The organism is Nakamurella lactea DSM 19367 (assembly GCF_000426645.1).
In the GTDB taxonomy this organism is placed as follows: Bacteria; Actinomycetota; Actinomycetes; order Mycobacteriales; family Nakamurellaceae; genus Nakamurella; species Nakamurella lactea.
Genome location: NZ_KE384550.1, coordinates 219,465 through 245,734, shown reverse-complemented (window position 1 = coordinate 245,734; position 26,270 = coordinate 219,465). Strand labels below are relative to the sequence as shown.

General features: G+C 69.5%; 26 protein-coding genes. 14 read left to right on the top strand and 12 right to left on the bottom strand.

The features are described from left to right. Positions 1–11: 11 nt before the first annotated feature. The 8 genes from K340_RS0124710 to K340_RS0124675 form a co-directional block, all read right to left on the bottom strand. Positions 12–836, bottom strand: a complete 825-nt coding sequence (locus K340_RS0124710) for an ABC transporter permease (RefSeq protein WP_029138661.1) — start codon at positions 834–836, stop codon at positions 12–14. Next, the gene (locus K340_RS33145; protein WP_037366625.1) at positions 833–1,816 is read right to left on the bottom strand and encodes a daunorubicin resistance protein DrrA family ABC transporter ATP-binding protein; all 984 of its coding nucleotides are present in this window, start codon (positions 1,814–1,816) and stop codon (positions 833–835) included. Before K340_RS33145 ends, K340_RS0124710 begins: the two co-directional genes overlap by 4 nt. Positions 1,817–1,950: 134 nt before the next feature. Then, complete coding sequence (locus K340_RS0124700; protein ID WP_037366623.1) at positions 1,951–2,538, bottom strand: acyl-CoA-like ligand-binding transcription factor; 588 nt, start codon at positions 2,536–2,538, stop codon at positions 1,951–1,953. 7 nt (positions 2,539–2,545) lie between these two features. Beyond that, positions 2,546–4,090 (bottom strand): MFS transporter, encoded by a 1,545-nt coding sequence (locus K340_RS0124695; RefSeq protein WP_051267576.1) that lies wholly within the window; start codon positions 4,088–4,090, stop codon positions 2,546–2,548. A 69-nt stretch (positions 4,091–4,159) separates the two neighbouring features. Next, positions 4,160–5,314, bottom strand: a complete 1,155-nt coding sequence (locus K340_RS0124690) for an acyl-CoA dehydrogenase family protein (protein WP_029138658.1) — start codon at positions 5,312–5,314, stop codon at positions 4,160–4,162. Between the two features lie 65 nt (positions 5,315–5,379). Further along, on the bottom strand, positions 5,380–6,144 hold the full coding sequence (locus K340_RS0124685; protein ID WP_029138657.1) for an enoyl-CoA hydratase-related protein: 765 nt from the start codon (positions 6,142–6,144) through the stop codon (positions 5,380–5,382). 32 nt (positions 6,145–6,176) lie between these two features. Further along, on the bottom strand, positions 6,177–6,734 hold the full coding sequence (locus tag K340_RS34800) for a nuclear transport factor 2 family protein (RefSeq protein ID WP_051267574.1): 558 nt from the start codon (positions 6,732–6,734) through the stop codon (positions 6,177–6,179). A gap of 91 nt (positions 6,735–6,825) precedes the next feature. Then, a complete protein-coding gene (locus tag K340_RS0124675) occupies positions 6,826–7,587 on the bottom strand; it encodes a 3-hydroxyacyl-CoA dehydrogenase (protein ID WP_029138656.1) in 762 nt (253 codons plus the stop codon). A 117-nt stretch (positions 7,588–7,704) separates the two neighbouring features. Between K340_RS0124675 and K340_RS0124670 the strand changes: the two genes are divergently transcribed. The 5 genes from K340_RS0124670 (at position 7,705) to K340_RS0124650 (ending at position 13,099) form a co-directional block, all read left to right on the top strand. Next, positions 7,705–8,493 (top strand): enoyl-CoA hydratase/isomerase family protein, encoded by a 789-nt coding sequence (locus K340_RS0124670; protein ID WP_029138655.1) that lies wholly within the window; start codon positions 7,705–7,707, stop codon positions 8,491–8,493. A 92-nt stretch (positions 8,494–8,585) separates the two neighbouring features. Then, positions 8,586–9,752: an acyl-CoA dehydrogenase family protein gene (locus K340_RS0124665; protein WP_029138654.1), complete on the top strand. Its 1,167-nt coding sequence runs from the start codon at positions 8,586–8,588 to the stop codon at positions 9,750–9,752. After that, complete coding sequence (locus tag K340_RS0124660; protein ID WP_161632181.1) at positions 9,749–10,852, top strand: acyl-CoA dehydrogenase family protein; 1,104 nt, start codon at positions 9,749–9,751, stop codon at positions 10,850–10,852. The genes K340_RS0124665 and K340_RS0124660 overlap by 4 nt, the downstream gene beginning before the upstream one ends. 86 nt (positions 10,853–10,938) lie before the next feature. Then, positions 10,939–11,916, top strand: a complete 978-nt coding sequence (locus tag K340_RS0124655; protein WP_029138652.1) for an acyl-CoA dehydrogenase family protein — start codon at positions 10,939–10,941, stop codon at positions 11,914–11,916. 19 nt (positions 11,917–11,935) lie between these two features. Continuing rightward, positions 11,936–13,099 carry an acyl-CoA dehydrogenase family protein gene (locus K340_RS0124650; RefSeq protein ID WP_029138651.1) on the top strand — a complete coding sequence of 388 codons (1,164 nt, stop codon included), beginning with the start codon at positions 11,936–11,938 and terminating at the stop codon, positions 13,097–13,099. A 65-nt stretch (positions 13,100–13,164) separates the two neighbouring features. On the opposite strand, the gene K340_RS33135 is transcribed toward K340_RS0124650, so the two are convergent. Further along, positions 13,165–14,037, bottom strand: a complete 873-nt coding sequence (locus K340_RS33135) for an SDR family NAD(P)-dependent oxidoreductase (RefSeq protein WP_037366795.1) — start codon at positions 14,035–14,037, stop codon at positions 13,165–13,167. Between the two features lie 83 nt (positions 14,038–14,120). Here K340_RS33135 and K340_RS0124640 point away from each other — a divergent pair, with 83 nt between their 5' ends. From K340_RS0124640 to K340_RS0124600, 9 genes are all read left to right on the top strand, one after another. Further along, complete coding sequence (locus tag K340_RS0124640; RefSeq protein WP_029138650.1) at positions 14,121–15,341, top strand: acetyl-CoA C-acetyltransferase; 1,221 nt, start codon at positions 14,121–14,123, stop codon at positions 15,339–15,341. Between the two features lie 39 nt (positions 15,342–15,380). Continuing rightward, positions 15,381–15,839, top strand: coding sequence for a hypothetical protein (locus K340_RS0124635; protein ID WP_029138649.1), 459 nt, complete (start codon positions 15,381–15,383; stop codon positions 15,837–15,839). Positions 15,840–15,979: 140 nt separating this feature from the next. Then, the gene (locus K340_RS0124630; RefSeq protein WP_245599723.1) at positions 15,980–16,864 is read left to right on the top strand and encodes an alpha/beta fold hydrolase; all 885 of its coding nucleotides are present in this window, start codon (positions 15,980–15,982) and stop codon (positions 16,862–16,864) included. 51 nt (positions 16,865–16,915) lie between these two features. Beyond that, on the top strand, positions 16,916–17,998 hold the full coding sequence (locus K340_RS0124625; RefSeq protein WP_037366622.1) for an amidohydrolase family protein: 1,083 nt from the start codon (positions 16,916–16,918) through the stop codon (positions 17,996–17,998). Between the two features lie 77 nt (positions 17,999–18,075). Further along, entirely contained in the window at positions 18,076–19,227 is a 1,152-nt protein-coding gene (locus K340_RS0124620) for an amidohydrolase family protein (protein WP_029138646.1), read from the top strand. After that, positions 19,227–19,664, top strand: coding sequence for a Rieske (2Fe-2S) protein (locus K340_RS0124615; RefSeq protein ID WP_084614937.1), 438 nt, complete (start codon positions 19,227–19,229; stop codon positions 19,662–19,664). The genes K340_RS0124620 and K340_RS0124615 overlap by 1 nt, the downstream gene beginning before the upstream one ends. 11 nt (positions 19,665–19,675) lie before the next feature. Then, positions 19,676–20,986 carry an NADH-ubiquinone oxidoreductase-F iron-sulfur binding region domain-containing protein gene (locus K340_RS33130; protein WP_051267572.1) on the top strand — a complete coding sequence of 437 codons (1,311 nt, stop codon included), beginning with the start codon at positions 19,676–19,678 and terminating at the stop codon, positions 20,984–20,986. 23 nt (positions 20,987–21,009) lie between these two features. Continuing rightward, positions 21,010–21,288: a ferredoxin gene (locus tag K340_RS0124605; protein ID WP_029138644.1), complete on the top strand. Its 279-nt coding sequence runs from the start codon at positions 21,010–21,012 to the stop codon at positions 21,286–21,288. Next, positions 21,275–22,504 carry a TetR/AcrR family transcriptional regulator gene (locus K340_RS0124600; protein WP_029138643.1) on the top strand — a complete coding sequence of 410 codons (1,230 nt, stop codon included), beginning with the start codon at positions 21,275–21,277 and terminating at the stop codon, positions 22,502–22,504. The genes K340_RS0124605 and K340_RS0124600 overlap by 14 nt, the downstream gene beginning before the upstream one ends. A 2-nt stretch (positions 22,505–22,506) precedes the next feature. On the opposite strand, the gene K340_RS0124595 is transcribed toward K340_RS0124600, so the two are convergent. The 3 genes from K340_RS0124595 to K340_RS0124585 all read right to left on the bottom strand — a co-directional run bounded on the left by K340_RS0124595 (position 22,507) and on the right by K340_RS0124585 (position 26,252). Continuing rightward, positions 22,507–24,075 carry a long-chain-fatty-acid--CoA ligase gene (locus K340_RS0124595; protein ID WP_051267570.1) on the bottom strand — a complete coding sequence of 523 codons (1,569 nt, stop codon included), beginning with the start codon at positions 24,073–24,075 and terminating at the stop codon, positions 22,507–22,509. Between the two features lie 90 nt (positions 24,076–24,165). Continuing rightward, on the bottom strand, positions 24,166–25,104 hold the full coding sequence (locus K340_RS33125) for an acyl-CoA dehydrogenase family protein (protein WP_051267568.1): 939 nt from the start codon (positions 25,102–25,104) through the stop codon (positions 24,166–24,168). After that, a complete protein-coding gene (locus tag K340_RS0124585) occupies positions 25,104–26,252 on the bottom strand; it encodes an acyl-CoA dehydrogenase family protein (protein ID WP_029138641.1) in 1,149 nt (382 codons plus the stop codon). Before K340_RS0124585 ends, K340_RS33125 begins: the two co-directional genes overlap by 1 nt. Positions 26,253–26,270: the final 18 nt, after the last annotated feature.

Genomic DNA, 26,270 nt, shown 5'->3' with positions numbered 1-26,270 from the left:
CTGGGCTCTGCTCAGACCCGGCGCTTGTAGGCGCGCAGCGCCAGTGGCACGAAGACCACCAGCAGGCCTGCCATCCAGATCAGGGTCCACATCAGCGGGGTGGCCACCGGACCGCCGACCAGGAGCCCGCGTTCGGCGGATCCCAGCTGGGAGATCGGGTTCACGTTCACGAATCCACGTAGCCAGCCCGGCATGGTCGACGGATCGACGAAGGTGTTGGAGCCGAACGACAACGGCAGCACCAGCATGAACATGATGCCCTGCACGGCGCCCGGGGTGCGGGCCTTCATGCCGACCCAGACCGAGATCCAGCAGAAGCACAGCGCGAAGGCGATGGCGAGCGCGACACCGGCCACCGCCGAGATGAAGTTCGTCTCGATCCGGAAGCCCATCAGCGCGCCCACCCCGAGGGTGACGACCATCAGGATCAGGTACCGGACGATGTCGGCGGCGACGGCGCCCACCAACGGCACCGATCGGCCGATCGGCAGCGACCGGAATCTGTCGAAGACGCCCTTCTCGATGTCGGCATTCAGGTTCTGTCCCAGCGCGACTCCGGCCATTGCGATGGTCTGACCGAGCAGCGCCGGCAGCAGCAACTGTAGGTACTCGTGCTGGGAACCGCCGGCGATCGCCCCGCCGAAGACATAGGTGAACAGTGCCAGGAAGATCAGTGGCTGCAGGGTGACGTCGATCAACGCCTCTGGGGTGCGGATGGTCTTGATCAGGCTCCGCTTGGCAAGGGCGAAGATGTGCTTGAGATAGGCGCCGGGCGGCGCGCTGGGCGGTTCGGCGGCGACCTTCGCCGCGGTGGGTCCGTAGCTGGTGAGGGTCATGCCGCCACTCCTTTCGAGGTGGAGCCGGGAAGCTCTTCGGTGGTGTGCCCGGTGAGGGTCATGAAGACCTCGTCGAGGCTGGGCAGATGCAGGGACAGTTCGCTGACGCCGATGCCTTCCGCGGCAAGGCGTTCCACCGTCGGGGTGAGCACCGACTCGTCGGCGACCGGGACGGTGATGGTGTTGCGGGCGGACACCTCGGGAGCCGAGGTGCCGACGGCGGTGAGCACGCCGACGGCGCGTTGCACGTCAGCCGCGTCGTTGGTGCGGATCCGGATCCGGTGGCCGCCGATCACCCGTTTGAGCCCGTCCGGGGTGTCGTGGGCGATCACCCGGCCGGAGTCGATCACGCTGATCTCGTCGGCCAGTGCGTCGGCCTCGTCCAGGTACTGGGTGGTGAGCAGCACGGTGGATCCGTCACCCACCAGACTGCGGACGACGCCCCACATGTCCTCGCGCTTGGCGGGGTCGAGACCGGTGGTCGGCTCGTCGAGGAAGATGACCGATGGCCGGCCGACCAGGCTGGCCGCCAGGTCGAGCCGGCGGCGCATGCCGCCGGAGTAGTGCTTGGCGACCCTGCCGGCCGCATCGGACAGGTCGAACCAGGCCAGCAGTTCGGCGGCCCTGGCCCTGGCGTCCCTGGTGGACAGGTTGAGCAGTTGCCCGATCAGCACCAGGTTCTGGGTGCCGGTCAGATCCTCGTCGACCGACGCGTACTGGCCGGTGAGGCCGATGGTGCGCCGGACGTCGGCCGGGTTGGCCGCGACGTCGAAGCCGCCGACGGTCGCGTGGCCGGAGTCGGCCTGCAGCAGGGTGGCCAGGATCCGGATGGTGGTGGTCTTGCCGGCGCCGTTCGGGCCGAGCACGCCGAGCACGGTGCCCGGGCGGACGGCCAGGTCGACGCCGTCAAGGGCCTGGGTGTCGCCGAAGCGCTTGCGCAGGCCCTCGGCGACGATGGCGAAATCGGAATTGTGGGTCATGGTTGATCTCCTTTTCGGTACGGAGATCACGATGCCTGCCCCCGCTGGCAGCGCGCTGGCATCCCGCTGGCACGGCCCGAGGTAGCGCTGACAGTGGCTGACAGGCCGCTATCGGCGCAGGTCGCGGCGGGTGCCTACGCCTGCAGGCCGTGCTGCAGTACCGCCAGCGCGTGGTCGACCGTCTCGGCCAGGTCATCCGTGCCGCCGCCGGCGGCCCACCGCCGGAGCGCTGCGGTCATCGCCGCGGTCATCGCCGCCACCGTCACCGCGATGTCGAAGTCGTCGGCGTCGCGGCCGAGCCGTTCGGCCAGTCCCTCGGCGAACAGCCGCTCGGCGGCGTCCATGCCGTCCATCATCCTGGCCCGGACGGCCGGCACCCCGAGAGCCAGCTGCACCCGCTGATACACCTTGTCGCGGTCGGCCGCATCGATCGCCCGGAAGGTTTCGCGCAGCGCTGCCCTGGTAGCATCCAACGGGGCGAGATCGGCGCGCTGGTGCTGGATCGCGGCCAGCAGCATCGGGTCGTACTCGTCCTGCAGGACCGCATCTTCCTTGGTCGGGAAGTACCGGAAGAAGGTGCTGGGGGAGACGTCGGCCGCGGCGGCGATCTGCTCGACCGTTGTGGCCTCGTAGCCCTGTTCGGCGATCAGCCGGAGCGCCGAGTCCTGCAGTGCGCGGCGGGTCTTCGCCTTCTTCCGTTCGCGTAACCCCGGGGCGGTCATCCCTCGATCATTGCAGGTTCGCAGCGGGCGGTCCGGCCGGCAGCGCGACCGCGAGCAGCGCGGCGGTGGCCAGTGCGACCAGCGCGCAGGCGAGGGTGACGTGGTGCATTCCGGTGACGAAGGCCGTGCCCGCGGCCTGCCGCAGGTCGACGCCGGCGGTTCCGCCGAGCTGGTCGGCGACGGCGGCGGCGCCCTGCACCGACCCGCGGACGGCCGCGGCGGCGGCCGGCGGAACGGACGCCGCGGCACCGGTGACCCCGGCCAGGTAGGCCGAGCTGAGCAGACTGCCGAGCAGCGCGACACCGAGCGCGCCGGCGAGCTGTTTGACCGCGTTGTTCAGCGCGGTGGCGGTGCTCTCGGAGTCGGCGGGCAGCGAGCCGAGCATGGCGTCCATGGCGGGCGGCATGGACAGCCCGAAACCGAACCCCACCACGAACAGTCCGCAGAACAGCAACGGGTAGCCGGTGTCCACCCCGACCCACAGCAGCAGCACGCAGCCGGCGGCCGTCACCACCAGGCCGAGGCAGATCAGCACCCGGATGCTCAGCCGCCGCTCGGCGCGGGCGGCCAGTCCGGAGCCGATCACCAACGCCACCATCAGTGGCATCAGCCGGACTCCGGTGGCCAGCGCGTCCAGCCCGCGGACCGCCTGCAGGTACTGCGGGACGACGAAGATCAGGCCGAGCAGCACGAACGACGCCAGCGCGATGGCGACCGTCGGCCAGACGAACAGAGGGGTACGCAACAGCTCCCGGGACGCGATCGGTGCCATCGCCCGCCGCTCCACCGCGACGAATGCTGCCAGGGTGAGCACCGCGACGCCGAGACAGATCAGCGTCACCGCCGAACCCCAACCCGCGGTGGGCGCGCGGACGATCCCGTAAACCAGCGCGGTGAACCCGACCGCGGACAGGACCAGCCCGGCCGGGTCGAGCGGCCGGCGAGCGGTCTCCCGCGAGTCGGGGATCACGATCAGGCCGGCGACCAGCGCGACGGCCACCAGCGGCACGTTGATCAGCAGGGTCGAGCCCCACCAGAAATGGTTGAGCAGGGCGCCGCCGATCAGCGGGCCCAGCGGCATACCGAGTCCCATGGCGACCGTCGTCATCGCCACTGCCCGGCGGCGCTCGGCTGCGCCGAAGACCGTGGGAATGATCGACAGGGCCAACGGCATCACCGCCGCGGCGCCGAGCCCCATCACTGCCCTGGCGGTAATCAACTGTGCCGGAGTCCTGGTGAACGCGGCGGCCGCGGAGGCCAGCACGAAGACCGTCAGCCCGGCCGTCAGCACCCGTCGGCGACCGATCCGGTCGCCCAGCACGCCGGCCGGGATCAGGCAGACCGCGAACGCCAGGACGAAGCCGTTGACGATCCATTGCAGTTGACCGGTGCTCGCCCGCAGGCTCTCCGCGATCGGGGTCAGTGCCACGTTGAGCACCGTGGCGTCGAGACCGACGACCAGCATGGACAGGCAGAGCGTGCCGAGGATCCACCAGCGGCGGCGGTGCGCGCGGCTGGTGGCGATGGGCAGCAGCGGTTCGACAGCGGGCATGGCGACTCCTGACAGTGACTCTCGTTTGGGAGAGACTACCAAAAGAGAGTTACTGTCGTAAATCGCCGGTCACAGGCCGATGGACTTCGAGATCACCGTCTTCATGATTTCCGAGGTGCCGCCGTAGATGCGGGTGATGCGGGCATCGGCGAAGCGCCGGGAGATCGGATACTCGGCCATGTATCCGTAGCCGCCGTAGAGCTGCAGGCAGCTGTCCACCACGCGCCCCTGGAGTTCGGTGCAGAAGTACTTGGCCTTGGCGGCGTCGGCCGCGGACAGCTCCCCGGTGTTGAGGCGGTCGACGCAACGGTCGAGGTAGGCCTGCGCGATGTCGATCTCGGTGGCGATGTCGGCCAGCACGAACTTGGTGTGCTGGAAGGCCCCGATCGGGCGGCCGAAGGCGCTACGACCCTTCACGTAGCCGACCGTCTCGTCGAGGGCGGCCCGGGCCTCGGCGACGGCGGCTACGGCGATCGATGTGCGCTCCTGCGGGAGCTTCGCCGACAGGTAGTCGAAGCCCTGACCCTCCTCGCCGAGCAGGTTGGCCACGGGTACGCGGACGTCGGTGAACGACAGCTCGGCGGTGTCCTGGCTGTGCAGACCGAGCTTGTCGAGGTTGCGGCCGCGCTCGAACCCGGGCATGTCGCGTTCGACGACGAGCAGGCTGAGGCCACGCCGCCGATCGGCATCGTGCTGGCCGGTGCGGCAGGCGACGATGACGAGATCCGCATTGATACCGTTGGTGATGAAGGTCTTTGCCCCGTTCACCACGTAGTGGCCGCCGTCCCGCCGAGCGCGGGTGCGCAGGCCGGCCAGATCCGATCCGGCGCCGGGTTCGGACATCGCGATCGCGGTGATCTGCTCACCGGAGGCGATGCCGGGGAGCCAACGCCGGCGCTGCTCATCGGTGCTGTAGTGCAGGAAGTAGGGCAGGCAGATGTCGTTGTGCAGCGAGATTCCCAGGCCGGCGCCGCCGATGCCCGACCGGCCGATCTGTTCGCCCAGGACCTGGTTGAAACGGAAGTCGGCGGTGCCGCCGCCACCGAACTCCTCGGGTATCGCCATGCCGAGGAAGCCGCCCTTGCCGGCCGCGGTGAAGACCTCCCGCGCAACGATCCCCGCCCGCTGGTAGTCGTCGAGGTGGGGCAGCACGGAGCGGTCTATGAAGGTACGGAAGGCATCGCCGAAGTCGAGGTGCTCGGTGTCGAAGTGCTTGCGGTCCATGGTTGCTCTCTCGGATGTTGAACGATGCGGTGAGCTGGGACGGCGATCCACCGTCGCCGGCGGCGTCAGCGCCCGGTCCAGACGGGCGATCGCTTCTCGGCGAAGGCCCGCGCGCCCTCGGCGGCGTCCCGGCTGCCGAACACCCGCCTCAGACTGTTCCTGGCCAGGTCGTCCGCCCCGGCCGGATCGCCGCCGCCGACGAGTCGCATGGTCTTCTTGGTGGCGGCCACCCCCAGCGGCCCGTTGGCGCCGATCCTGGTGGCGTAGTCCTGCGCGGCGCCGAGTACCCGTTCCGGCGGCACCACCTGGTTGACCAGGCCGAGTGCGAGCGCCCGACGGGCGTCGATCGGATCGCCGGTGAGACCGAGTTCCAACGCGACGGTCAGCGGGATCCGGGCCGGTAGGGTGTATCCGCCGCCGCCGGCGAACAGCCCGCGCTTGACCTCGGGAAGGCCGAAGACCGCCGTCTCGGACGCAACCACCAGATCGCAGGCGAGTACCAGTTCGAAGCCGCCCGCGACCGCGGCCGCGTTCACGGCCGCGATGACCGGCTTGTCGAGCCCGCCCAGCAGGGACTCGAAGATGTTCGCGGCGTCGGCAGCGTCCGACCCGATGTCGTTGGCGGCGAACGCCTTGAGATCCATGCCGGCACAGAACGCCCGGTCGCCGGTGCCGGTGAGGATGACGGAGCGCACACCGTCGTCGGACCCGGCCCGGCCCAATGCCGCGGACAGCGCGGCGATGAGTTCGGGGTTCAGCGCGTTGCGTTGTTCGGGACGGTTGAGGGTCAGGATCGCCGTCGAGCCGACCCGCCGCTGTTCAAGGACCATCGGAAACCCGCTCTCTGACTCGCGTTCGACTCTCAGTCGAGGTCGGCGAACACCGTGTTGGAGGGGTCGGCCGAGCCGCGGCCGCCCTTGAGGAAGCCTTCCGGGGTGGGGACGACGTGCTGCCAGGGTTCGCCGAAGATGTCGTTGAGCGAGAAGTCGGAGGTGACGAGCCGACGCTTGATGCCCCAGACGTCGTTCTCCCGCACGAGGGAATCGACGTAGCGGCCGGACATCAGCGCCATCCGCACCTCACCGTCGTCGTCCCGATGCGGATGGATCGCCAGGAAGTAGGTCTCGGCGCGGGCAGTGTCGCCGTCGACCTCGATCAGGATGTTGGTGATGTGGTGATTGCCGACCACGTCCGGTAGCTGCCGGCCGCCGGCTGCCACGTGTTCGGCGAATATCGTGCCCGGCCCGTCGAACAGGCCGTGCTTGTCGGTCCCGCCCTCCGCGTACACCGACGCGATCCGGCCGGCACTGGACCGGTCGACGCCGCGGGCGTACCGGTACATCAACTGCCGGATCTCCTCGTGGTCGCGCAGCCGCCGAAGCTCAGCCAGTAGTTCCGTGGTGTCAGGGGTGTCGGCCATCCCGTGCTCCTTCGTCAGCGCTGGTCGGTGTCCGCAGACCGAGAGTATAACCAAATACTTGGTTGGCTACAGGGCAGGCTGACGACCCCGCCTACCTGGGAGCCATCCGGATGGCACCGTCGAGCCGGATCGTCTCCCCGTTGAGCATCGGGTTCTCAACGATGTGCCGGGCCAGCGCCGCGAACTCGGTCGGGTCGCCCAGTCGCGACGGGTGGGGGACCTGCGCCGCGAGAGCGTCGAGCATCTCCGGCGATGCCATCGCCATCATGGGCGTGCGGAAGGTTCCCGGTGCGATGGTCAGGACCCGGATCTTGCTGGACGCCAGGTCGCGGGCCAGAGGCAACGTCATGCCGGCGACGCCGCTCTTGGAGGCCGCGTACGCCGCCTGCCCGATCTGGCCGTCGAAGGCGGCCACCGAGGCCGTGTTGATGATGACGCCGCGCTCTCCGTCGACCTCATCGGTCTCCGAGATCGCCTGCGCACCAAGCCTGATCACGTTGAAGGTGCCGATCAGGTTGACATTCACCACGCGGACGAATTCGGCCAGCGGATGTGGCCCCTTGCGGCCGGCGGTGCGGATCGCGACACCGATGCCGGCGCAGTTCACCACGATGCGCAGGTCTCCCCGCGCCGTGGCAGCGGCGACCGCGGCCTCGACCTGCTCTTCGCTGGTCACATCGGCCGGGCAGAAGGCCGAGTCGCCGCCGAATCCCGCTGCCACGGCCTCGCCCGGCGAAGACGGCAGGTCGACGATGACGACGGTGGCCCCATGACGGTGCAGCGTTTCCGCCGTGGCCAGGCCCAACCCTGATGCCCCGCCGGTGACCAGTGCGACGGTGTTGTTGATGTCCATGCGATTCCCCTGACTCGTCCGAACCGGATGTCGGCTCTATTTGGCTGTCCGTGTCGGTGTGCAGGATAGAAGGTCGAGCGCGCCCAGCTGTCACCAAATATATGGTTGGCTACGTGCGTGAGTGAGAACGTGCTGACCGAGGAACAACCGGCCCCTGGTGTGTTGCTGGTCCGGTTGAACCGACCCGATCAGCTCAACGCCCTGAGCGCCGAGCTGATGGACGCATTGGAAGCCCTGTGGCGCGAGGTCGCGGGACGGCAGGATGTCCGGTGTGTGGTGCTGACCGGGAACGGCCGGGGCTTTTGTTCCGGGGCGGACACCGGGTTCTTGTCCGCGGATCGGGCTCCCCGCGGCGAAGGCGTCGACGGTGAGCTGTCCTTCCTGCCCGGCCGCACCCTGGACGTTCCGGTGATCGCTGCCGTCAACGGCGTCTGCGCCGGCGGTGGGCTGCACTTCGTCGCTGACGCCGACTTCGTCATCGCGGCGCACCGGGCGACCTTCCTCGACCCACACGTGGGTGTCGGTCAGGTCAGTGGGATCGAGCCGCCCTCGCTGGTGCTGCGGCTGCCGGTGCCGGTGATCGCCCGGATGGCGCTGCTCGGCACTGCCGAACGGCTGACCGCGCAACGGATGTACGAGCTGGGCCTGGTCACCGAGATCGTCGACACCAGCGACCGGCCCGAGGCCCTGGTCGCCAGGTCGGTGGAGTTGGCCACGGCGGTGGCCGCGGCCTCACCGGCGGCGGTCCGGGCGACCCGGCGCAGCCTGCGGCGGCTCACCGATGCCGCCACCGAGCCGTACCTGGCGGCCGGCTGGGCAGAGGTCCAGCAGCACTGGTCGCACCCGGATTCGGTGGAGGGCCCGCAGGCGTTCGCGGAGAAGCGTCAGCCCCGCTGGGATTCGTGAGGCTGCCGTGGTGACGGTTGTTCCCAACTGTATGGTTGACTTCGGCCGATTCCCGACCTAGCGTCGAGCTCAATGGAACCTGAGGATGAGGTATGAAGACCGTCATTGCCGACGAACAGCTGACCTTCCTGTCCGACCTCCGTGAATACCTCGACGGGCTCGACCCTGAACTCGTGGCGGCGGCACGGGCGGAGAACATCGAGGATCCGATGCAGCCGCGGACGCACTGTCAGGCGTTCCTGCGGCAGTTGGGCGAGGATGGCTGGCTGGGCATTTCGTGGCCGAAGGAGTTCGGCGGCCAGGGACGCACCGACATCGAGCACTGGCTGTTCGCCGAGGAGCTGTACAACCGGCGGCTGCCCAACGGTCTGCTCACCTTCAACGTTGTCGGTCCGACCATCATGTTGCACGGCAACCCCGATCAGCGGCGCGAGTACATCTCCCGGATCATGGACGGCGAGATCATCTTCGCGATCTCCTACAGTGAGCCGGACGCGGGAAGCGACCTGGCCTCGCTGCGCACCAGGGCAGTGGCGGACGGCGACGGATACCTGCTCAGTGGCCAGAAGATCTGGTCGACGGGCGCCTCGATCGCCACCCACCTGTGGGTCGCCGCACGCACTGGCCCACCGGAGGCTCGACACCGCGGGCTGAGCCTGTTCATCGTTCCGGCCGACAGCCCCGGGATCACCATCACCCCGATCATCACCCAGGGTGGTGAGCGCACCACCTCCATCTTCTTCGACGACGTCCGCGTTCCCGCCACCCAACGGGTTGGTGCGGAGAACGACGGGTGGAAGACGATCACCGCGGCGCTGAACTTCGAGCGGATGTTCTACCACAACGAACCGCGCTGGGAACTGCGCCAATTGGCCGAATGGGCCGACGGAGCCGGGCTGCTCGACGGCAGCACCGCTGAGTCCTACGAGCTGCAGACCGTGATGGGCGAACATGCGGTGGACGTCGAGGTGTGCCGGCTGATGGCGCTGCGCGGCGCGGCCATGCTGGCCGCCGGACAGGTTCCGTACGCCGAGGCCTCCACGAACAAGATCTGGTGGGGGGAGCTCCGGCAGAACATCTGCAGCACCGGACTGGACCTGATCGGCGCCGAGGGAACGGTGGTCGACACCGACGGGGCGCCGGCCAGCGGCCATCTGGTGCACGGGCTGATGTCGTCGCCGGTGTGGCGATTCGGCGGTGGCACCAACGAAATCCAACTCGACATCATCGCCAACCGCGGATGGGGAATGCCCCGATGAAACATCCCGACTACACCGACGACGAGACCGCCCTGGCCGATAGCGCCGAGGGGTGGTTGAAGTTCGTCGACAACGGGTATCTGAACAAGCAGGAACAGACCGACAACGGGTACGAGGAGCAGCGGTGGAGCGAGCTCACCGACCTGGGCTGGGCGAGCATCGCGCTGCCCGAACGGGTCGGCGGAGCGGCCGGGACCTTGGCGCAGGTCGGGGTGGCGCTGCGGGAATGCGGGCGCGCGGGCTATGCCACGCCGCTGTTGTCAACGGCCCGCGCGGTCACGCTGCTCGACCTCGTGCAAGGACGGGACACCGTCTTCGACGGGGTGTTGCGCGGGGTCGTCGCCGGCAATGCCCTGGCGCTGGTGGCGCCGCCGGACGGGCAGCTCGGCGTTCGCCCGGATGGCGACGGATACCTGCTGGAGGGTCGCGCATCGACCGTGGAGTGGTTGGCGCAGGCCGACTCCGCGGTGTTCGCCGTACCCGTGGCGAACACCGACGAGGTGCTCGTCGCCGTCCTGCAGACCGGCGGCCTCGACATCACGCCGGTCCCGAGCATCGACAACGAGCTGCAGGCAACGCTCACGCCGGGAGCCAGGGTCGGTGCCGATGTGCCCGCGGTGGTGGTTCCGGCTGCGGCAGCTGCCAGGGCGTTGGGCCGCGCCGACCTGTTGCGGGCGAGCTCGATGGTCGGCGGGTGCGAGGCGGTGCTGGACCTGACCGCCAAATATGCGTTGGAGCGTCACCAGTTCGGCCAGCCGATCGGAGCATTCCAGGCGGTGCGTCAGCATCTGGGCCGGATGTCGATGGCGTTGGACGCCGCCCGGTTGTCGACCAACGAAGCCTTGAGCCTTGAACCGGAGTCGCCGGCCCGGCCGGCGGCGATGGATGCGGTGGCGCTGTTCGTCGCCGGTCGGTCGTACGTGGAGGTCGCGCTCACCGCCGCCCAACTGCACGGCGGGATCGGTACCACCGTCGATCACGTGCTGCACCACCACTACCGGCGGGCCAAGGGCATGCAGCTGCGATCCGGACGTCCGGCCAACCGGCTGCGCGAGATCCACCGGTCTCTGGTCGTCCGCGGCGACGGCGGCCTGTGGTGACGTGATGGCAGTGAACCGGCCGCTCCGCGATCACCGGCGTGCCCGTGCAGTAGTCAGTTCCTGACCGAGACTCACCAGGAGAACACGTGGACCTGCGGCTGTCCGACGATGAGCAGGCGATCGCCTCGGCGTTCACCGACCTGTTCGCCCGTGAATCGTCCCGCGACCGGGTGCGGGCGGCACAGTCCGCCGGCTTCGACCCGGCACTGTGGTCCGCCCTGGTCGACATCGGGCTGTTCGATCTGGCGATTCCCGGGCCGGACGGTGGTGGTGCGTTCGTCGACATCGTGTTGGTCGCCGAGGCGGCCGGCCGGCACCTTGCCTGCGCGCCGATCGCCGAGACGATCGTGGCCCGCCGGCTGCTGCAGCGGCTGGGACACGATGACGTGCCGGCCGGGGCGCCCATGGCGTTCTCGCCGCTGCCCGCCCAGCAGGGGAGATTGCCGATGGTGCCGGGTGGCTCGGTCGCCGACCTCGTGCTGGGTCTGGACGGCGACACGCTCGTGCTGGTCGCCGGAAAGTCGTCGGGGGTCGAGGATTTCGGGTTCCTGGCCGCGGCGGATCGCTCCCTCGATGGCGGCGACCGGGTGGTCCTGGCGGCCGGACCGCCGGCCGCGCAGGCCCATGCCGTTGCCGCCGCCGAATGGCGCCTGGTCACCGCCGCCGGCTGTGCCGGGCTCGCGTTGGAGGCCCTGGACGTCGCCGGCCGGTACGCCCGTGACCGCCACCAGTTCGGAGTGCCGATCGGTTCGTTCCAGGCCGTGCAGGAGCGGCTGGCCACCGTCGCGATGGCAGCGGACGGCGCCCAGCTGCTCGTCCGGGAAGCAGCCTGGTGCTGCGATGCCGGACTGCCGTGGGAAGCGGCGGCAACGGTGGCCTACGCCTACGCCGCGCAGACGGCGATCGAATCCGTCGAGGCGGCGTTGCACGTCCACGGCGGATACGGCTACACCCTGGATTACGACCCGCAGCTGTTCCTGCGCCGCGCGCACGGCTTGCGGCTGGCCGGCGGCGACCCGGAGGCCGTGTGGACACAGGTCGGCGCCGACAGGGTCAACGGCTGAGGGCGAAGGGACGACACCAATGGACTTCTCGATCAACGGCGCGAGCCAGGAGTTCCGCCGCGAGGCGCGCGAGATGATCGCCGCCGAACTGACCCCGCAGATGCAGGTCCGGGCGGCGGAGACGGGAACGTTGCACGACTGGGGCTTTCATCGCAAGCTCGCCGAACGCGGTTGGATCGGACTCGCCTGGCCCAAGAACGAGGGCGGCGCCGGCCTGGACCAGGTCCACAAGGACATCCTGTGGGAGGAGATGACGCTGGCCGGTGCACCGGCGCTCGGCCTGTCGATCACCCTCATCATCGCGGAAACCATCCGCCGGGTCGGCACGCCCGAACAGCGCGCGCGCATTCTGCCGCGGGTGCTGGCCGGCGAACTGGTTCTCGCCCTGGGCTACTCCGAGCCGGAGGCGGGCTCGGACCTGGCGTCGGTGCGTACCAGGGCGACCCGCGAAGGGGACGGCTGGCTGATCAACGGACAGAAGATCTTCACCACCCTCGCCCACGAGGCCGGCTACATCTTTCTGCTGGCCCGCACGGACCCGGACGCGCCGAAACACCAAGGTATGACGATGTTCCTGGTGCCGACGGATGCGCAGGGGTTCGCGGTGACGCCGATCTTCACGCTCTCCGGCGAGCGCACCAATGCCACGTTCTACTCCGATGTACACGTCGGCGACGACGCCCGGATCGGCGAGGTCGGCGACGGCTGGAAGGTCGTCACCCTGGCCCTGGCGTTCGAGCGCGGCCCGGAGTTCGCCGCCCAACTGCACCGGCTGGTCGATGCGAGTCGCGAGGCGATCGTGGGATCGGGCCGCCAGTTGAATGCCGGTGTGCTGAGCCGGTTCGGCCGTCTGGTCGCCGACACCGAGGTGTCGCGGCTGCTGGGTGAGCGGGCGAGTGCGGCGCGCAACGATCCCGGCGCCGGCTATGTCGAAGGGGCCATGGCCAAGGTCTTCGCCACCGAGGCACTCATCCGCGATGCCGGCATGATGTTGGCCGCCACCGGACCCGCCGGGGCTCGCCCGCCGGGTGATCCAGCTGCGCCGGCCGGCGGCGAGATCCAGCAGATCTACCGCGAGGCGCAGATCGCCACCATCTACGGCGGCACCTCCGAAGTGCTCCGCGGCGTCGTCGCCGAACGGCGGCTCGGCCTGCCCCGCAGCCGGCGGAGCAGCAGGTCCTGACGACCGGGCGGCACCGCCGGCCGCCGAGGACGCCGGTCGGCGGACAGATCCGGATCCCGAAGGCCTCAGACCTGCGGCAACGCCAGGGATTCCGAGGGGATGGACCAATGCCGGGTGTCCATGATCTGCTCGAGGTTGGCGGCGATGTCCTCGATGGTGGCCTCGGTGTTGGTGTAACCCTCGGTCTCGATGATGATGTCCCGGGCATAGCGCCCCGCGACGGCGAAAAAGATCTCGCCGGTCACCGAACAGGTCTCGTGTGCCAGATAGCCGACCATGGTGGAGACCCGGTCGGGCGACATGGCCTCGTGCATCTCCTCCGGCAATTGCGCAGCGGTCATCGGGGTGGCGGCGCCGGGAGAGATGATGTTGACCTTGATGCCCTTACGGGCGCCCTCGATGGCCAGGGTGCGGCCGAGCCCGACCAGCCCGGCCTTGGCCGAGGAGTAGTTGGCCTGGCCGAAGTTGCCGAACAGTCCGGCCACCGAGGTGGTGACGATGACCCGCCCGTAGCCGGCCTGCACCAGGTGCGGCCAGGCCGCCTGGGTCAGCCGCAGCGAACCCAGCAGGTGCACGTCCAGCACCTCGGTGATCTCCTGCTCGCTCATCTTGGCGAACGACCGGTCGCGGACGATGCCGGCGTTGTTGACGATGATGTCGATCCGACCGAACGCGTCCAACGCGGACTGCACCACGGCAGCGCCGGCGGCCGGTGCGGCCACCGACACGTCCACCGGCACCGCGGTGCCGCCGGCGGCTTCGATCTCCGCGCACACCACGGCGGCGGGGGTGCGGCCATCCGTGCCGGGGCGATCGATATCATTGACGACGACCTTGGCGCCGCGGGATGCGAGCAGCAGGGCGTGGGCGCGGCCCAGGCCGCCGCCGGCCCCCGTCACGATCGCCACCCTGTCGTCAAACCGCAGTTCCTCGGTCACCTTGACTCCCTCGCTCCACCGTTTCGTGCTGCTGACCTTCGCAGGGTAACCCACCATCCGGTTGGGTTGCTATGGTGGCCGGCATGGACAACGCCTACATCGTCGACATCGTGCGTACGCCAAGGGGCAAGGGGAAGGCCGCCGGCGCACTGCACGGGGTGCACCCGCAGGAGCTCCTGGCCGGAGTCCTGCAGTCGCTGCAGCAACGCACCGGGCTCGATCCGGCGGCCGTCGACGACGTGCCGACCGGCTGTGCCAATGACGCCGGAGACCACGGCGACTGCATCGGCCGGCTCGGGGTGCTGGCCGCCGGCTGGCCGGACTCGGTGTCCGGCTACACGCTGAATCGGAACTGTGGGTCAGGACAGCAGGCCTACAACAATGCCGCCGCGATGATCGCCGCCGGCCAGAGCGACCTGGTGGTCGCCGCCGGAGTGGAGATGATGTCCCGCTACCCCGGGGGCGGGCGACTCACTCTCGATGGCGGCAATCCCGCACTGCGGCAACGGCATCCGATCATCCCGCAGGGCGTCTCCGCCGACCTGATCGCCACCGTCGGCGGCTTCGGTCGGGCCGATGTCGACGGCTACGCCGCCGAGTCCCAGCGCCGGGCGGCCGCGGCGATCGCCGAAGGACGCTTCGACGCATCGATGGTCCCGGTCACCGCCGGAGGCAAGCTGGTGCTCGACCACGAGGAACTGCCAAGGGCGACCACCGCCGAGTCGCTGGCGGCCCTGAGGCCGTCGTTCACCGAACTCGGGGCCACGGTCTTCGACGGCTTTGCCGAATCGTTCGACGACATGGCCCGCCAGGTGTACCCGGAGGTCACCGGGATCGACCACGTCCACCACGCCGGGAACTCCTCCGGCCTGGCCGACGGCGCGGCCGCGGTGCTGCTGGCCGGCCAACGATCGGTCGAGGAGAACGGCTGGAAACCCAGGGCCCGGGTGGTCTCGACCGCGGTGGCCGGCGCCGAACCGGTCATCATGCTCACCGCACCGGGACCGGCCGCCCAGAAATGCGTGCAGCGGGCCGGGATGTCGCTCAAGGACATCGATCTGCTCGAGGTGAACGAGGCCTTCGCGGCCGTGGTGCTGCGGTTCCTGGCCGAAACCGGCGTCGATCACGACAAGGTGAACGTCAACGGCGGGGCCATCGCCCTCGGCCACCCGATCGGGGCCAGCGGCCCGATCCTCCTTGCCACCCTGCTGGACGAGCTGGAACGCCGGGACCTGCAGACCGGGCTGGTCACCATGTGCACCGGCGGCGGGATGGCCACCGCGACCGTCATCGAGCGCCTCTGATCCGGCGCGGGGACGACCAGGTCGCGGGAGACACCCGACATGCGCACCGCGGTGATCAGGGTCGGCGTCGATGCCGCCGGTGAGCTGACGTCGGATCGTTATGCCGACGGGATCCGGCAGCTGCGAGGCCTCGGCTACCAGGTGGTGGCGCCGCCGTCGCAGACCCCGCCGGGGCACCGGCGGGAGATCGAGGTGGTGGTCCAGACCGCCGATCCCGGGGCGCTGGCCGACACTGTGGCGGCGGCGGCCGGCACCGCATTCGGCACCGACTGCACTGCGGGGGTGATGACGTTCGTCAGCCGGGGTACCGACGACGACGTGCTGGGGGTGCTCGCCGGGTTCGGTCTGGCCGGCGTTGTCCACCGGTCCAGCACCCCCGATGGCGAACTGGTGACGGTCACCCTGCCGGCGACCGAGCAGGACCGGGTGCCGGAGAGCCGGGTGCACACCGCACTGGTATCGGCGCTGAACAGCGAGGTACGACTGGTGTTCGGTTGACGGAGGTGCCGATCAACGGTTCCGTAAACCGACCACCTGGTGGATAATGAGGCGACGGACACCCCTGCCCGACGATGTGAACAAGTATTTGGTTCGGCTGCCACCCGACAGCCGGCGCAACGGAGCGAGAACAGGTGGCGATGCATGTGAGCAACCAGCAGGTCGAGATCAACGGCGGCGTGGTCGTCTACGAACTCCTGGGACCAGAGGACGGCCGGCCGGTGGTGTTGACGCCGGGCGGCCGGTTCTCCAAGGACCAGGGGGGTGTCCACGAACTGGCGGAAAAGCTGGTTGCCGGCGGCAAGCGGGTGCTGTTGTGGGACCGTCCCAATTGCGGGCAGTCCGACATCCAGCTCTTCGGCGACAGCGAGTCGCACATGCGGGCCGAAACGCTGGCCAAGCTGCTGGACGCCGTCGGCATCGAGAAGCTGGTGGTGGCAGGTGGTTCCGGCGGAGCCAGGGACAGCATCGTCTTTGCCCTGCAGTACCCCGAGCGGGTCGAGAAACTCGCTGTCTGGCACGTAGTCGGCGGCACCTTCTCGACCATGTCGCTGGCCGGCGTGTACATCCTGAACGAGATCCGCACGGTCAAGGCGGCCGGGATCGAGGCCGTCATCAAGATGAAGGGCATCGCCGGTAGCTGGTCGGAACTGTGCCAGAACAACCCGCGCAACGCTGACCGGTTGCGCGCCATCGGGGCCGACGAGTTCGAACGCACCATGTACCGCTGGCTGAACGCCTTCATTCCCAAGCCGAACGAGGCGATCCCCGGGGTGCCCGACTACCAGTTCGCGGACCTCACCGTGCCCACCATGGTGATCCGCGGCGGCGAGAACGACATCGACCACCCGAAGCGGACGTCCTACGAGGTGCACGCCCTGATCAAGGGGTCGAAGCTGATCGAACCGCCATGGCCGGAGGACGCCTGGGAGCAGGCCGTCAAGGGCGTTGTTGCCGGCACCGGCAGTCACTTCGACCCGTGGCCGGACGCCGCCGACGCCCTGCTCGACTTCTTCGACGAGTGACGCCGAACCGGCGATGACGCCAAGACCTCCATCCAGCAACAGGAGTCGACGATGAGTGACACACCGGTCATCGATGCCAGCGTCGGTGTCTTCTTCGCCTCGGACAAGGATCTGCGCGGCCACCTTGCCGAGCCGTTCGCCAGCCGCGGCTACCCGCACACGGACGTCAGCTGGTTCGCCCCGGTGGCCGGCCCCAGGTACACGCCGGGCAGCGAGCTGCCGAAACGCGCCCACCCGGGTTCGGACCCGGTGGCAACCGGCAAGGCAGTACTCGACGAGCAGGGCGCCGACATCGCCGTGCTGCACCCGATGACGGCCGCGTCGACCTTCCCGGACTGGCACCTGGGGACCGCGGTGCTCGCCGCCACCAACCGGATGCTCGTCGAGCGATGGCTGGACGACGGACCGTATGCCGACCGCTACCGCGGAACCATCAGGGTCAACCCCAACGACATCGACTCCGCCGTTGCCGAGATCGAGAAATGGGCCGACCACCCCCGGGTGGTGCAGATCGGCATCCCGATGCAGTCGCAGGCGCCGTACGGCAGGGCACAGTTCCGGCCGCTCTGGCGGGCGGCCTGCGAGGCCGGGCTGCCGGTTGCCGTGCACATCGAAATGGGTACCGGGACCCGATTCTCGCCGACCCCGTCCGGGATCACCAGGACCTACGCGCACCTGGCCGCCTACCAGCCGCTGACCTTCGTGTGGCACCTGTTCAACATGATCGCCGAGGGCGTCTTCGAGAGTTTTCCCGACCTGAAGATCGTCTGGACCGACGGCGGCGCCGATCTGCTCACCCCGATGAGCTGGCGGTTCGACACCTTCGGTCGGCCACACCTGGAGCAGACCCCCTGGGCGCCAAGAATTCCCAGTGACTACCTGCCAGAACACGTGTTCTTCGTCCAGGGCATGGCGGACGGTCCGCCGGAGGCCGACTTCGCGGCCGAATGGCTGGATTTCACCGGCAAGGCCGACATGCTGATGTTCGGCTCGGCCTACCCGAGCTGGCAGCACACCACGCCCGACAGCCTGCCGTCGGCGTGGACCGCGCAGCAGCGGGCAAAGGTACTGGGCGGCAACGCCGCCCGGCTCTACGGCATCGAGTTGCCCAGCGTCACCGTCAGCACCACCTGAACCGCTGCACCACCTGAACCGCTGCACCACCTGAACCGCTGCACCACCCGAACCGCAGCACGCGAAAGGAGACCGTGATGACCGTCCAGGCCGAACAACCTCGGCAGCTCGGCGAACAGACCGTTCCGCTGCGCGTCGTGGACTGCGACGTGCACCCCACACCGAAACGCGGCGAGTTCGAGCCGTTCGTCCGCGAGCCGTACCGCTCACTGCTGTCCGATCGCAAACGGATGGCCGGCAACGGGGTGTACTACGACGCGCCCGACTATCACCACGCGATGGCGATGCGGACCGACACCTTCCCGGGTGACGGCAACTTCGCCGGCTCGGACCCCGAGCTGACCTTCCGCCAGCTGATCCTGGAGGCGGGTTCCGACATCGCGATCCTCGGTCCGCTGCCCGAGCGGGGGCAGACCACCGAGGAGGTGGTGGCGATGACCGAGGCCACGAACCTGTGGCAGGACTCCTGCTGGCTGGATGCGAAGCACAACTGGCACCAGCGCTATCGCGGATCCATCTGTGCGGCCATCGGTTCGCCGCCGGATGCGGTCGTCGAGATCGAGAAGTGGGCCGGGCACCCGTTCATGTCCCAGATCCTCATCGACGCCGAGCCCCGCCCGGCCTGGGGCGACCCGAAGTACGACCCGGTCTGGGCGGCCGCCGTCAAGCACGGTATCCCGGTGGCGTGTCACCTCGGCCGCGGCGAGCACGAGCAGCTGCCGATGTCGCCGGTCGGGTTCATGACCTACAACCACGACCTCATGGTCACCTACTCGATGCTCGCGGTGAACCAGGTGATGAGCCTGATCTTCGACGGTGTCTTCGACCGGTTTCCGGAGCTGAAGATCGTGTTCATCGAACATGCCTTCAGCTGGATCCTGCCGGTGATGTGGCGGATGGACGCGATGGCAGCCGCCCGCAGCGGTGAGCTCGGGCTCAAGCGCAAGCCGAGTGAGTACGTCAGGGACAACATCTGGTTCACCACCCAGCCGCTGGACTATCCGGAGAACAAGCTGGAACTGACCAGGGCGCTGGAGTGGATGCAGGCCGACACGATGCTGCTGTTCTCCTCCGACTACCCGCACTGGACCTTCGACGACCCACAGTGGCTGCTCAAGCACATCCCCGCCCGGATGCGTGAAAAGGTGATGTTCGGCAACGCCATCGAGCTGTTCGGACTGCCCACCGAGGTGCCGGCGCTGGCCGGGCAGAAGAGGGTCATCCAGTGATGTGCGGTCCGTCCGAAGCCGCCGTCACCAGCAGCGACGGCCGCCGGACCCGCGGCGTGGTCGCCCACCCGCTGCCCGCCGGCCGCGAGCATGTAGTGGCGACGGTGGCCGAGATCCCGCCCGGGCAGCACAAGATCGTCCCGATCGGCCGCTACGGCGTCGGCGTGTACAACGTGCGTGGCCGGTTCTACGCGATCGCCAACTACTGCCCGCACGAGGGTGGCCCACTGTGCCTGGGCCGCACCCACGGGCGATCGGTGGTCGACCCGTCGGCCCCCGGCGGTGCCTCCGAGGCCCGGGAGGGTGAGTTCATCTATTGCCCTTGGCATCAGTGGGGATTCGAACTCGCCACCGGGACCACCGCCGTCAAACCGGAGTGGAGCATCCGGACCTACCCGGTGCGCGTCGACGGTGACGACGTCATCGTGATGGCCTGAAGGGACAGCAGATGACCGTGGTGACCCCCGCCGACCTGCGGCCGGTGGTTGCGGCCTTCCCGGGCGCCGAGGGTCGGCTGCTGGCCGGCCCTGACGGATCCGACCTGCCGGAGAGCCTGGCCGGCTATGCCGGACGGGGCGGCTACCGGGAGCTTGCCGACCCGGACGGCCTGTTCGACCAGGTCAGGACGCTGGACCTACGCGGCCGGGGAGGCGCGGCATTCCCGCTGCACCGCAAGCTGTCCGGGGTCAGGGACGAGGTGGCTCTCGGCAGCGGCCCGGCCGTCGTGGTGGCCAACGGGGAGGAAGGCGAGCCGGCGTCGATCAAGGACAGGTGGCTGCTGCGTCACCGACCGCACCTGGTGCTGGACGGGCTCCGGCTGGCCGCCGCCCTCGTCGATGCGGCCACCCGGTACGTCTACCTGTCCGACCCTGCCGCTGCCGACGCCGTCGGGCACGCCCTCGCCGAGCTCACGGACGACCCGCCGATCCGCGTGATCCAGGTGGATCCGGGGTACGTCGCCGGTGAGGAGACCGCGGTGGTGCGCGCCATCGACGGCGGTCCCGCGCTGCCCACCGACAAACCGCCGAGGCCCTATCAGGAGGGGGTGGACGGCCGGCCGACGCTGGTCAGCAATGTCGAGACGCTGGCGCAGCTGGCCCTGATCCACCGGATCGGTGCCGACGCCTACGCCGCGGTCGGTACCGCGACGTCCCCGGGAACGCTGCTGGTCACGATGGCCGGGCGGACCGCCCCCGGGTTGTTCGAGGTGCCGTTCGGGGTGACGGTGCGCGACCTGCTGTACTGGCGCGGGGAAGACCCGTCGACGGTGACCGGGGTGCTGATGGGCGGCTTTTTCACCGGCGTGACCGGCCCCGCCCTGCTGGACGTGCCGCTGGACCCGTCGGCCCTGCGCGCCGCGGGCAGCGGGCTGGGCTGCGGCGCCGTCGCCCTGCTCGGGCCGACCGACTGCCCGGTCGTGCTGACGGCTCAGCTGATGGCCTACTTCGCTCGGGAGAACGCCGGCCAGTGCGGCTCCTGCTTCAACGGGACCGCGGCGATGAGCGCAGTGCTGTCCGCCCTGGCCGCCGGGGAGGCCGACGCGTCGAACCTCGACCGGCTGGCCTACTGGTCGGGTTTCCTGACCGGCAGGGGAGCCTGCGGCACCCTCGACGCGGCGACGAACATCGCCAGGACCCTGTTGGCCGAACACCCGAAAGCCGTGCAGCAGCACCTGTCCGGGCACTGCGACGGGTGCGGCCCCGCCGGCTCGGTGACCGTCACCCCGGATGCGGCGGCGCCGTTCGCAGCGGTACTGTGACGCGCCGCGGGAAGGATGGGACGATGAGGATCGCTGTGGATCGCACGCTGTGCGACGGCTTCGGGCTGTGCGTGGTGCACGCGCCGGAGACCTTTTCCGCGGACGAGTGGGGGTACGTCAGCCTGGCGGCCGGCGATACCGTCGCCCCGGAACACCAGACGGGCGTGCGCCGCGCCTTGCTGGACTGCCCGGTGCACGCCATCGTGGAACTCGATGCGCAGGGACGCCCGCCACGCCGGCCACGCACCCGGCCGGTGGCCTCCGGCGAGCGAGCCGAGCCGGCCGCCGATGCCAACGCATGACACCGGCACGGCCCGGCGCGCCGAGGTGCTGGCCGCGGCCGCGGACCAGTTCGCCGCCGCCGGCTATGCCGGCAGTTCGCTCCGGCAGGTCGCCGAACGGGCCGGCATCCTGCCCGGCAGCCTGTACCACCACTTCGACTCCAAGGAAGCGATCGCCGTCGAGCTGGTGCAGGCGATGGCCGCCGGTCTGGTCGGGATTCGACGGCGGGGCCTGCGGCGACGCGGCGACCCGATTGCGGACCTACGGGCCTTCGTCACTGACTGTGCCGCGTTCTTCGCCCGGCACCGGGCCGCGCTGGCCCTCTGCCTGCTCGAGCCACCCGGCACCGCGCGCGCCGGGCTGACCGATCTGGTGCGCGCCCAGCCTGCCGGTGTCGGCAGCGCCATCGGCATCCTGATCGGGCGGGCCGCCGATGCTGGGCGGCTGCGGACCGGTATCGACCCCGGCCTGTTGCGGGCCGCGCTGCGGCACGTCGCCGTGACCGGCAGCGTCAGTGCACCGGACCGTCCACCGACGGAACTGCCGGCGGCCTTCTGCACCCTGGTCCTCGACGGTCTGTGCGCTCCAGCCGCGAGCGGGACAGTTCCGCAGACCGATCGGCTGACGCGGGTGCTCGCCGACATCCGGGCCCGGTGGGCAGCCCCGGAAACTCCCGCCGGGCGACGGGGCGAGATCCTGGAGGCGGCCAGGATCGAGTTCGCCCGCCGCGGGGTCGACGCCACCACCATGCGGGACATCGCCGAGACCGCCGGTTTTCCGGCCGCCGGCATCTACCGGCACTTCGCCTCGAAGCGCCAGATCGTCACCGAGATCGTCGGCGGGTTTTCCACGGAACTGCTCGCCGGCACCGATCGGATCATCGACGCCACCACGGATCCGGTGGTTGCTCTCGACGGCCTGTGCGGCCTGATGGGGCTGGCCGGGCCGCGATTCCGGCGCGAGTACGCCACCGTGCAGGTCTGGTGGCGCACCGCTTCACCCGACGACGCAGATCAGGCGATGAGCGGGAACCGCCGCCGGTTGCAGGTGCTCACGGCGATCCTGACCAGCGGCCTGAGAAACGGGAGCTTCTCCTCGGACACCGGCATCGACCTGCTGGCGCTGGGTGTCCGGGAGTTGCTGTGGGTCCCCTTCCAGGTCACCACCGGTGGCACCCGGGTCCAGGACTCGCTGCACACCATCCTGCACGGCGGGGCGGCACAGCCCGCGCGCTGAAATCAGATCCGCCGCTCCCGGCCGGCCCAGAACGGTTCCCGCAGTTCACGTTTCAGGATCTTCATGGCCGCCGACATGGGCAGCGGCTCGGTCCGCAGGTCGACCGACTTCGGCACCTTGTAACCCGCCAGCGACTGCCGGGCGTGATCCTTCAGCTCGTCCTGGGTCACGTTTTCTCCCGGCCGCAGGTAGACCACCGCATGCACCGCCTCGCCCCACTGCTCGGACGGAATGCCGATCACCGCGACCTGGGCGACGGCCGGGTGTGCGGCCAGTGCGTTCTCGACCTCTACCGAGTAGACGTTCTCGCCACCGGAGATGATCATGTCCTTGACCCGGTCGGTGATGAACAGGTAACCCTCGTCGTCCAGGTACCCGGCGTCCCCGGTGTGGTACCAGCCGTCGCGCAACGCCTTGGCGTTCTCCGGTGGCCGGTTCCAGTACTCCTTCATGACGACCGACGACTTCATCACGATCTCGCCGACGCTCCCGGTGGGCAGCAGTTCGTCGGTGTCCGGGTCGTGGATCTGCACCCGAACGCCCGGAATCGCCCTGCCCACCGAGCCGATCCTGGCGCCACCGGCGCGATGATCGGCCGGCGTCAGGCAGGTGACCGTCGCCGATCCCTCCGTCATCCCGTACAGCTGCATCATGTCCGCGGCCGGGAAGTAGCGCATGAAGCGGGATTGGATGCTGCTCGGCAGCGGTGAACCGCCGTAGCCGACGATCCGCAGCCGGGAGAACTTCTCCGGGGCGAAGTCGCCGTGGTCCATGATCATGCCGAGCATCGAGGCGACAACGCCGACGATCGAGACCCCGTATTCGTCGGCCGCGGCGATGGTCCGGCCGGCGTCGAAGGTGGGCTGGATGACGTTGGTGCTGCCCGCGGCCGGGATGCCGAAGACGCCGAAACATCCGGCGGCGTGGAACATCGGCGTGTTCACCAGGTAGACGTCGTGGTTGGTCAGGATCCGGTAGGCGTAGTCGAGGTGGTAGACGTTGCGGGCGATGGTCCCCAGCGACAGCAGCACGCCCTTGGGGAGTCCGGTGGTGCCACCGGTGTACATCAGAACGGCATCGTCGTTCTCGTCGGGTTCGTCGGGGGCGGCCGGTTCGTGGGCGGCCAGCAGGTCCTCGTACCGCATGTCGTGCGGGGAGTCGCTGTCGTCCAGCAGCACGACCTTCTTGATCCCGACACGAGACCGCAGCTGGTCGACGACCGGTGCGAAGGTCCGGTCGGTGAACACGATGTCGGTGTTCGAGTCGCCGAGGATGAACTCCAGCTCGGCCGGTGCCAGCCGGGTGTTCAGCGGGTTGATCACCGCGGTCCCGAAGGCCGCGGTGTGCCACAGCTCCAGGAACCGGTGGCTGTTGCCGGCCAGTACCGCGAATCGCTCGTCGGCGGCGACGCCGAGGCCCTGGCGCAGGGCGGACTTCAGCCGCAGCACCCGGTCCAGGTGCTGGGCGAAGGTGGCGCGATAGCCGCTGCCGTCGTCACAGATCACTGCGGTCGCGTCCGGGGTCCGGTCCGTGACGCCGACCAACATGCGGGGATAGGTCAGCTCCAGCATCGCCGGGTGTGCTCCCGTCCGTTCAGGGTGGTCGCCGAGCCGGCGACTGCGGTGTCGTCCTTCGAACTGTATCCAACTGGTTAGTTGGAATCAACGGGCGTGGGTTGACGTCCCGTCCAGCCCGGTGAACGAGCCGTCCCCGATGGCCGGGGCGAGTTCCCTGGCCAGGGCGTCCACGCCGGCCGGCAGCCGCAACAGCGGTTGCAGGTGGGTGTCAAGGATCGACACGTCGGTCTCGTCGCAGAAGCCGACAGCCCCGTGCAGCTGGTGCGCCACCCGCAGGGTCGAGATGGCCACGTCGACAGCGTGCAGGCGGACACCGATCGCGTCGGCGCGGGCCTGCGCCACCGCGACCGACGGCAAACGCCAGGTCGCGTATTTCGCCGATTCCTCCAGCCCGCGCAGTCGTACGTAGCCGTCCGCGACGGTGAACCTGACGGTCTGGAACCCGGCCAGCGGGTGCCCGAACTGTTCGCGCTCCAGCACGTGGGTGCGGGTGTGCTCGAATGCGGCCGTGGCCGCGCCCAGGATGCTCCAGGACTCCAGGAGCAGTTGCCGGGCCAGATCCTTCGGGTCGGCAGCCTGCTCCGGTTCGGACAGTGTTGCTTCCCGAAGGAACGGCGCCAACCGCTTGGTCACCCTTTCGCCCGGCTGTAGCTGCCATCTCCGGCCGGACAGATCCAGCCCGGCCCAGCCGGGTCCCAGGTCGCCGTGGTCGACCATCGGATGCCGTGGGTCCACCAGGGCACTCCATCGGGAGCCGATGGCCAGCAGCCTGGGTGCCACCGGCGCCGGCAGCATCACCGACCCGGCCGCCCGGCACAACAGCGCACCGGCGATCAGTTGCTCACCATCGGCCCGGACGTCCAACTCGTCGACGCCCAGGTCGTCCAGTGCGGCAAGGGCTTCCGATCGGACGTCGGGCCGGTACTGAGCACGGCGGGCCAGGCCCACCGCGCCGGCCGCGGCGAACCGGGAGGTGGCCGCCTGCTCGAAATCCCGGGCATCGTCGGGGATCCGGTTGTCCATCAGCGGCCTCCCAGCACCTGTCGGGCGACGAGCATCTTCTGCACCTCGATGGTTCCGGAGGCGACCGTCGCCGCCTGGGCGTACCGCCAATGGTCCTCCGCGGCGCCGTGGATCGGGGCGTCGGCGCCCGAGCGCAGCCCGTCGCCGCCCATGATGTCCATCAGGAGTTCGGCGACGGTCTGGTCGCACAGCGTGGTGGCGATCCGGGCGGCGGCCGCCGCCGCCGGGTCGATGCCGTCATCCTGATCCGCGACGGCGGCGTAGGCCAGCAGTCGGGCCGACCTCAGATCCACCTTCGCCCTTGCCCAGCGGGTCAACAGGCTGTCCGGCAGGGCGGCGAAACTGTCGCCCAACTCGGCGCGGATCCGATCCAGCAGCGACTCGCACCGGGCGTAGCGGGCGATGCCCACCCGCTCGTAGGCCAGTGCATCCCGGATGATCGCCCAGCCGTTGCCTTCGACCCCCAGAATCTCGTCGGGACGCACCTCGACCTCGTCGAGGAACACCTCGTTGAGGTGGTGCGGGCCGAGCATCGCCGGAATCGGGCGGACCTGGATGCCGGCGCGGTCCATCGGGATCAGGAACAGCGACAGCCGCGCCGAGGTCCGGGCCTGCGGGTCGGTGCAGGCCGCCAGCACGCACCACTGCGCCATGGTGGCGTACGACGTCCACACCTTCTGCCCGGTCACCCGCCAGCCGCCGTCGCTCTGCGGCACCGCCCTGGTCCGCAGCGACGCCAGGTCGCTGCCGGCCTCCGGTTCGGAGAAACCCTGGCACCAGATCACCTCGCCGCCGGCGATCGGCGGCAGATGCTTCGCCTGTTGCGCCTTGCTGCCGTGCCGGATGATCGCCGGCCCTACCCAGTTCACTCCCATGTACTGGGCGCCACGCGGCTCGTGGGCGGCCCACATCTCCTCTCGCACAACGGTTTGCTCCCAGACCGAGCCGTCGTTGCCGCCGTACTCCGCGGGCCAGGTCAGGCACAGCAGCCGCTCGGTGGCCAGCAGCCGACAGAACTGCTCGGTGAGTTCGAGGTCGGCCGGGTCGTCGGTGAAGGCCCCGAGAAAGGTCGGCGGAAAGTGCTGCCGTACCAATGTGCGCAAACGCTCACGGAGTTCGTCCGCTCGCGTCCCCAGCTCGAAATCCATCGAGGCCGCCTCTCTCCC

What these genes read in the sequence shown, in the direction of transcription:
- K340_RS0124710 (WP_029138661.1), bottom strand. Translation starts at nt 836, where the DNA reads ATGACCCTCACCAGCTACGGACCCACCGCGGCGAAGGTCGCCGCCGAA.
- K340_RS33145 (WP_037366625.1), bottom strand. Translation starts at nt 1,816, where the DNA reads ATGACCCACAATTCCGATTTCGCCATCGTCGCCGAGGGCCTGCGCAAG.
- K340_RS0124700 (WP_037366623.1), bottom strand. Translation starts at nt 2,538, where the DNA reads ATGACCGCCCCGGGGTTACGCGAACGGAAGAAGGCGAAGACCCGCCGC.
- K340_RS0124695 (WP_051267576.1), bottom strand. Translation starts at nt 4,090, where the DNA reads ATGCCCGCTGTCGAACCGCTGCTGCCCATCGCCACCAGCCGCGCGCAC.
- K340_RS0124690 (WP_029138658.1), bottom strand. Translation starts at nt 5,314, where the DNA reads ATGGACCGCAAGCACTTCGACACCGAGCACCTCGACTTCGGCGATGCC.
- K340_RS0124685 (WP_029138657.1), bottom strand. Translation starts at nt 6,144, where the DNA reads ATGGTCCTTGAACAGCGGCGGGTCGGCTCGACGGCGATCCTGACCCTC.
- K340_RS34800 (WP_051267574.1), bottom strand. Translation starts at nt 6,734, where the DNA reads ATGGCCGACACCCCTGACACCACGGAACTACTGGCTGAGCTTCGGCGG.
- K340_RS0124675 (WP_029138656.1), bottom strand. Translation starts at nt 7,587, where the DNA reads ATGGACATCAACAACACCGTCGCACTGGTCACCGGCGGGGCATCAGGG.
- K340_RS0124665 (WP_029138654.1), top strand. Translation starts at nt 8,586, where the DNA reads ATGAAGACCGTCATTGCCGACGAACAGCTGACCTTCCTGTCCGACCTC.
- K340_RS0124660 (WP_161632181.1), top strand. Translation starts at nt 9,749, where the DNA reads ATGAAACATCCCGACTACACCGACGACGAGACCGCCCTGGCCGATAGC.
- K340_RS0124650 (WP_029138651.1), top strand. Translation starts at nt 11,936, where the DNA reads ATGGACTTCTCGATCAACGGCGCGAGCCAGGAGTTCCGCCGCGAGGCG.
- K340_RS0124640 (WP_029138650.1), top strand. Translation starts at nt 14,121, where the DNA reads ATGGACAACGCCTACATCGTCGACATCGTGCGTACGCCAAGGGGCAAG.
- K340_RS0124635 (WP_029138649.1), top strand. Translation starts at nt 15,381, where the DNA reads ATGCGCACCGCGGTGATCAGGGTCGGCGTCGATGCCGCCGGTGAGCTG.
- K340_RS0124630 (WP_245599723.1), top strand. Translation starts at nt 15,980, where the DNA reads ATGCATGTGAGCAACCAGCAGGTCGAGATCAACGGCGGCGTGGTCGTC.
- K340_RS0124625 (WP_037366622.1), top strand. Translation starts at nt 16,916, where the DNA reads ATGAGTGACACACCGGTCATCGATGCCAGCGTCGGTGTCTTCTTCGCC.
- K340_RS0124620 (WP_029138646.1), top strand. Translation starts at nt 18,076, where the DNA reads ATGACCGTCCAGGCCGAACAACCTCGGCAGCTCGGCGAACAGACCGTT.
- K340_RS0124615 (WP_084614937.1), top strand. Translation starts at nt 19,227, where the DNA reads ATGTGCGGTCCGTCCGAAGCCGCCGTCACCAGCAGCGACGGCCGCCGG.
- K340_RS33130 (WP_051267572.1), top strand. Translation starts at nt 19,676, where the DNA reads ATGACCGTGGTGACCCCCGCCGACCTGCGGCCGGTGGTTGCGGCCTTC.
- K340_RS0124605 (WP_029138644.1), top strand. Translation starts at nt 21,010, where the DNA reads ATGAGGATCGCTGTGGATCGCACGCTGTGCGACGGCTTCGGGCTGTGC.
- K340_RS0124600 (WP_029138643.1), top strand. Translation starts at nt 21,275, where the DNA reads ATGCCAACGCATGACACCGGCACGGCCCGGCGCGCCGAGGTGCTGGCC.
- K340_RS0124595 (WP_051267570.1), bottom strand. Translation starts at nt 24,075, where the DNA reads ATGCTGGAGCTGACCTATCCCCGCATGTTGGTCGGCGTCACGGACCGG.
- K340_RS33125 (WP_051267568.1), bottom strand. Translation starts at nt 25,104, where the DNA reads ATGGACAACCGGATCCCCGACGATGCCCGGGATTTCGAGCAGGCGGCC.
- K340_RS0124585 (WP_029138641.1), bottom strand. Translation starts at nt 26,252, where the DNA reads ATGGATTTCGAGCTGGGGACGCGAGCGGACGAACTCCGTGAGCGTTTG.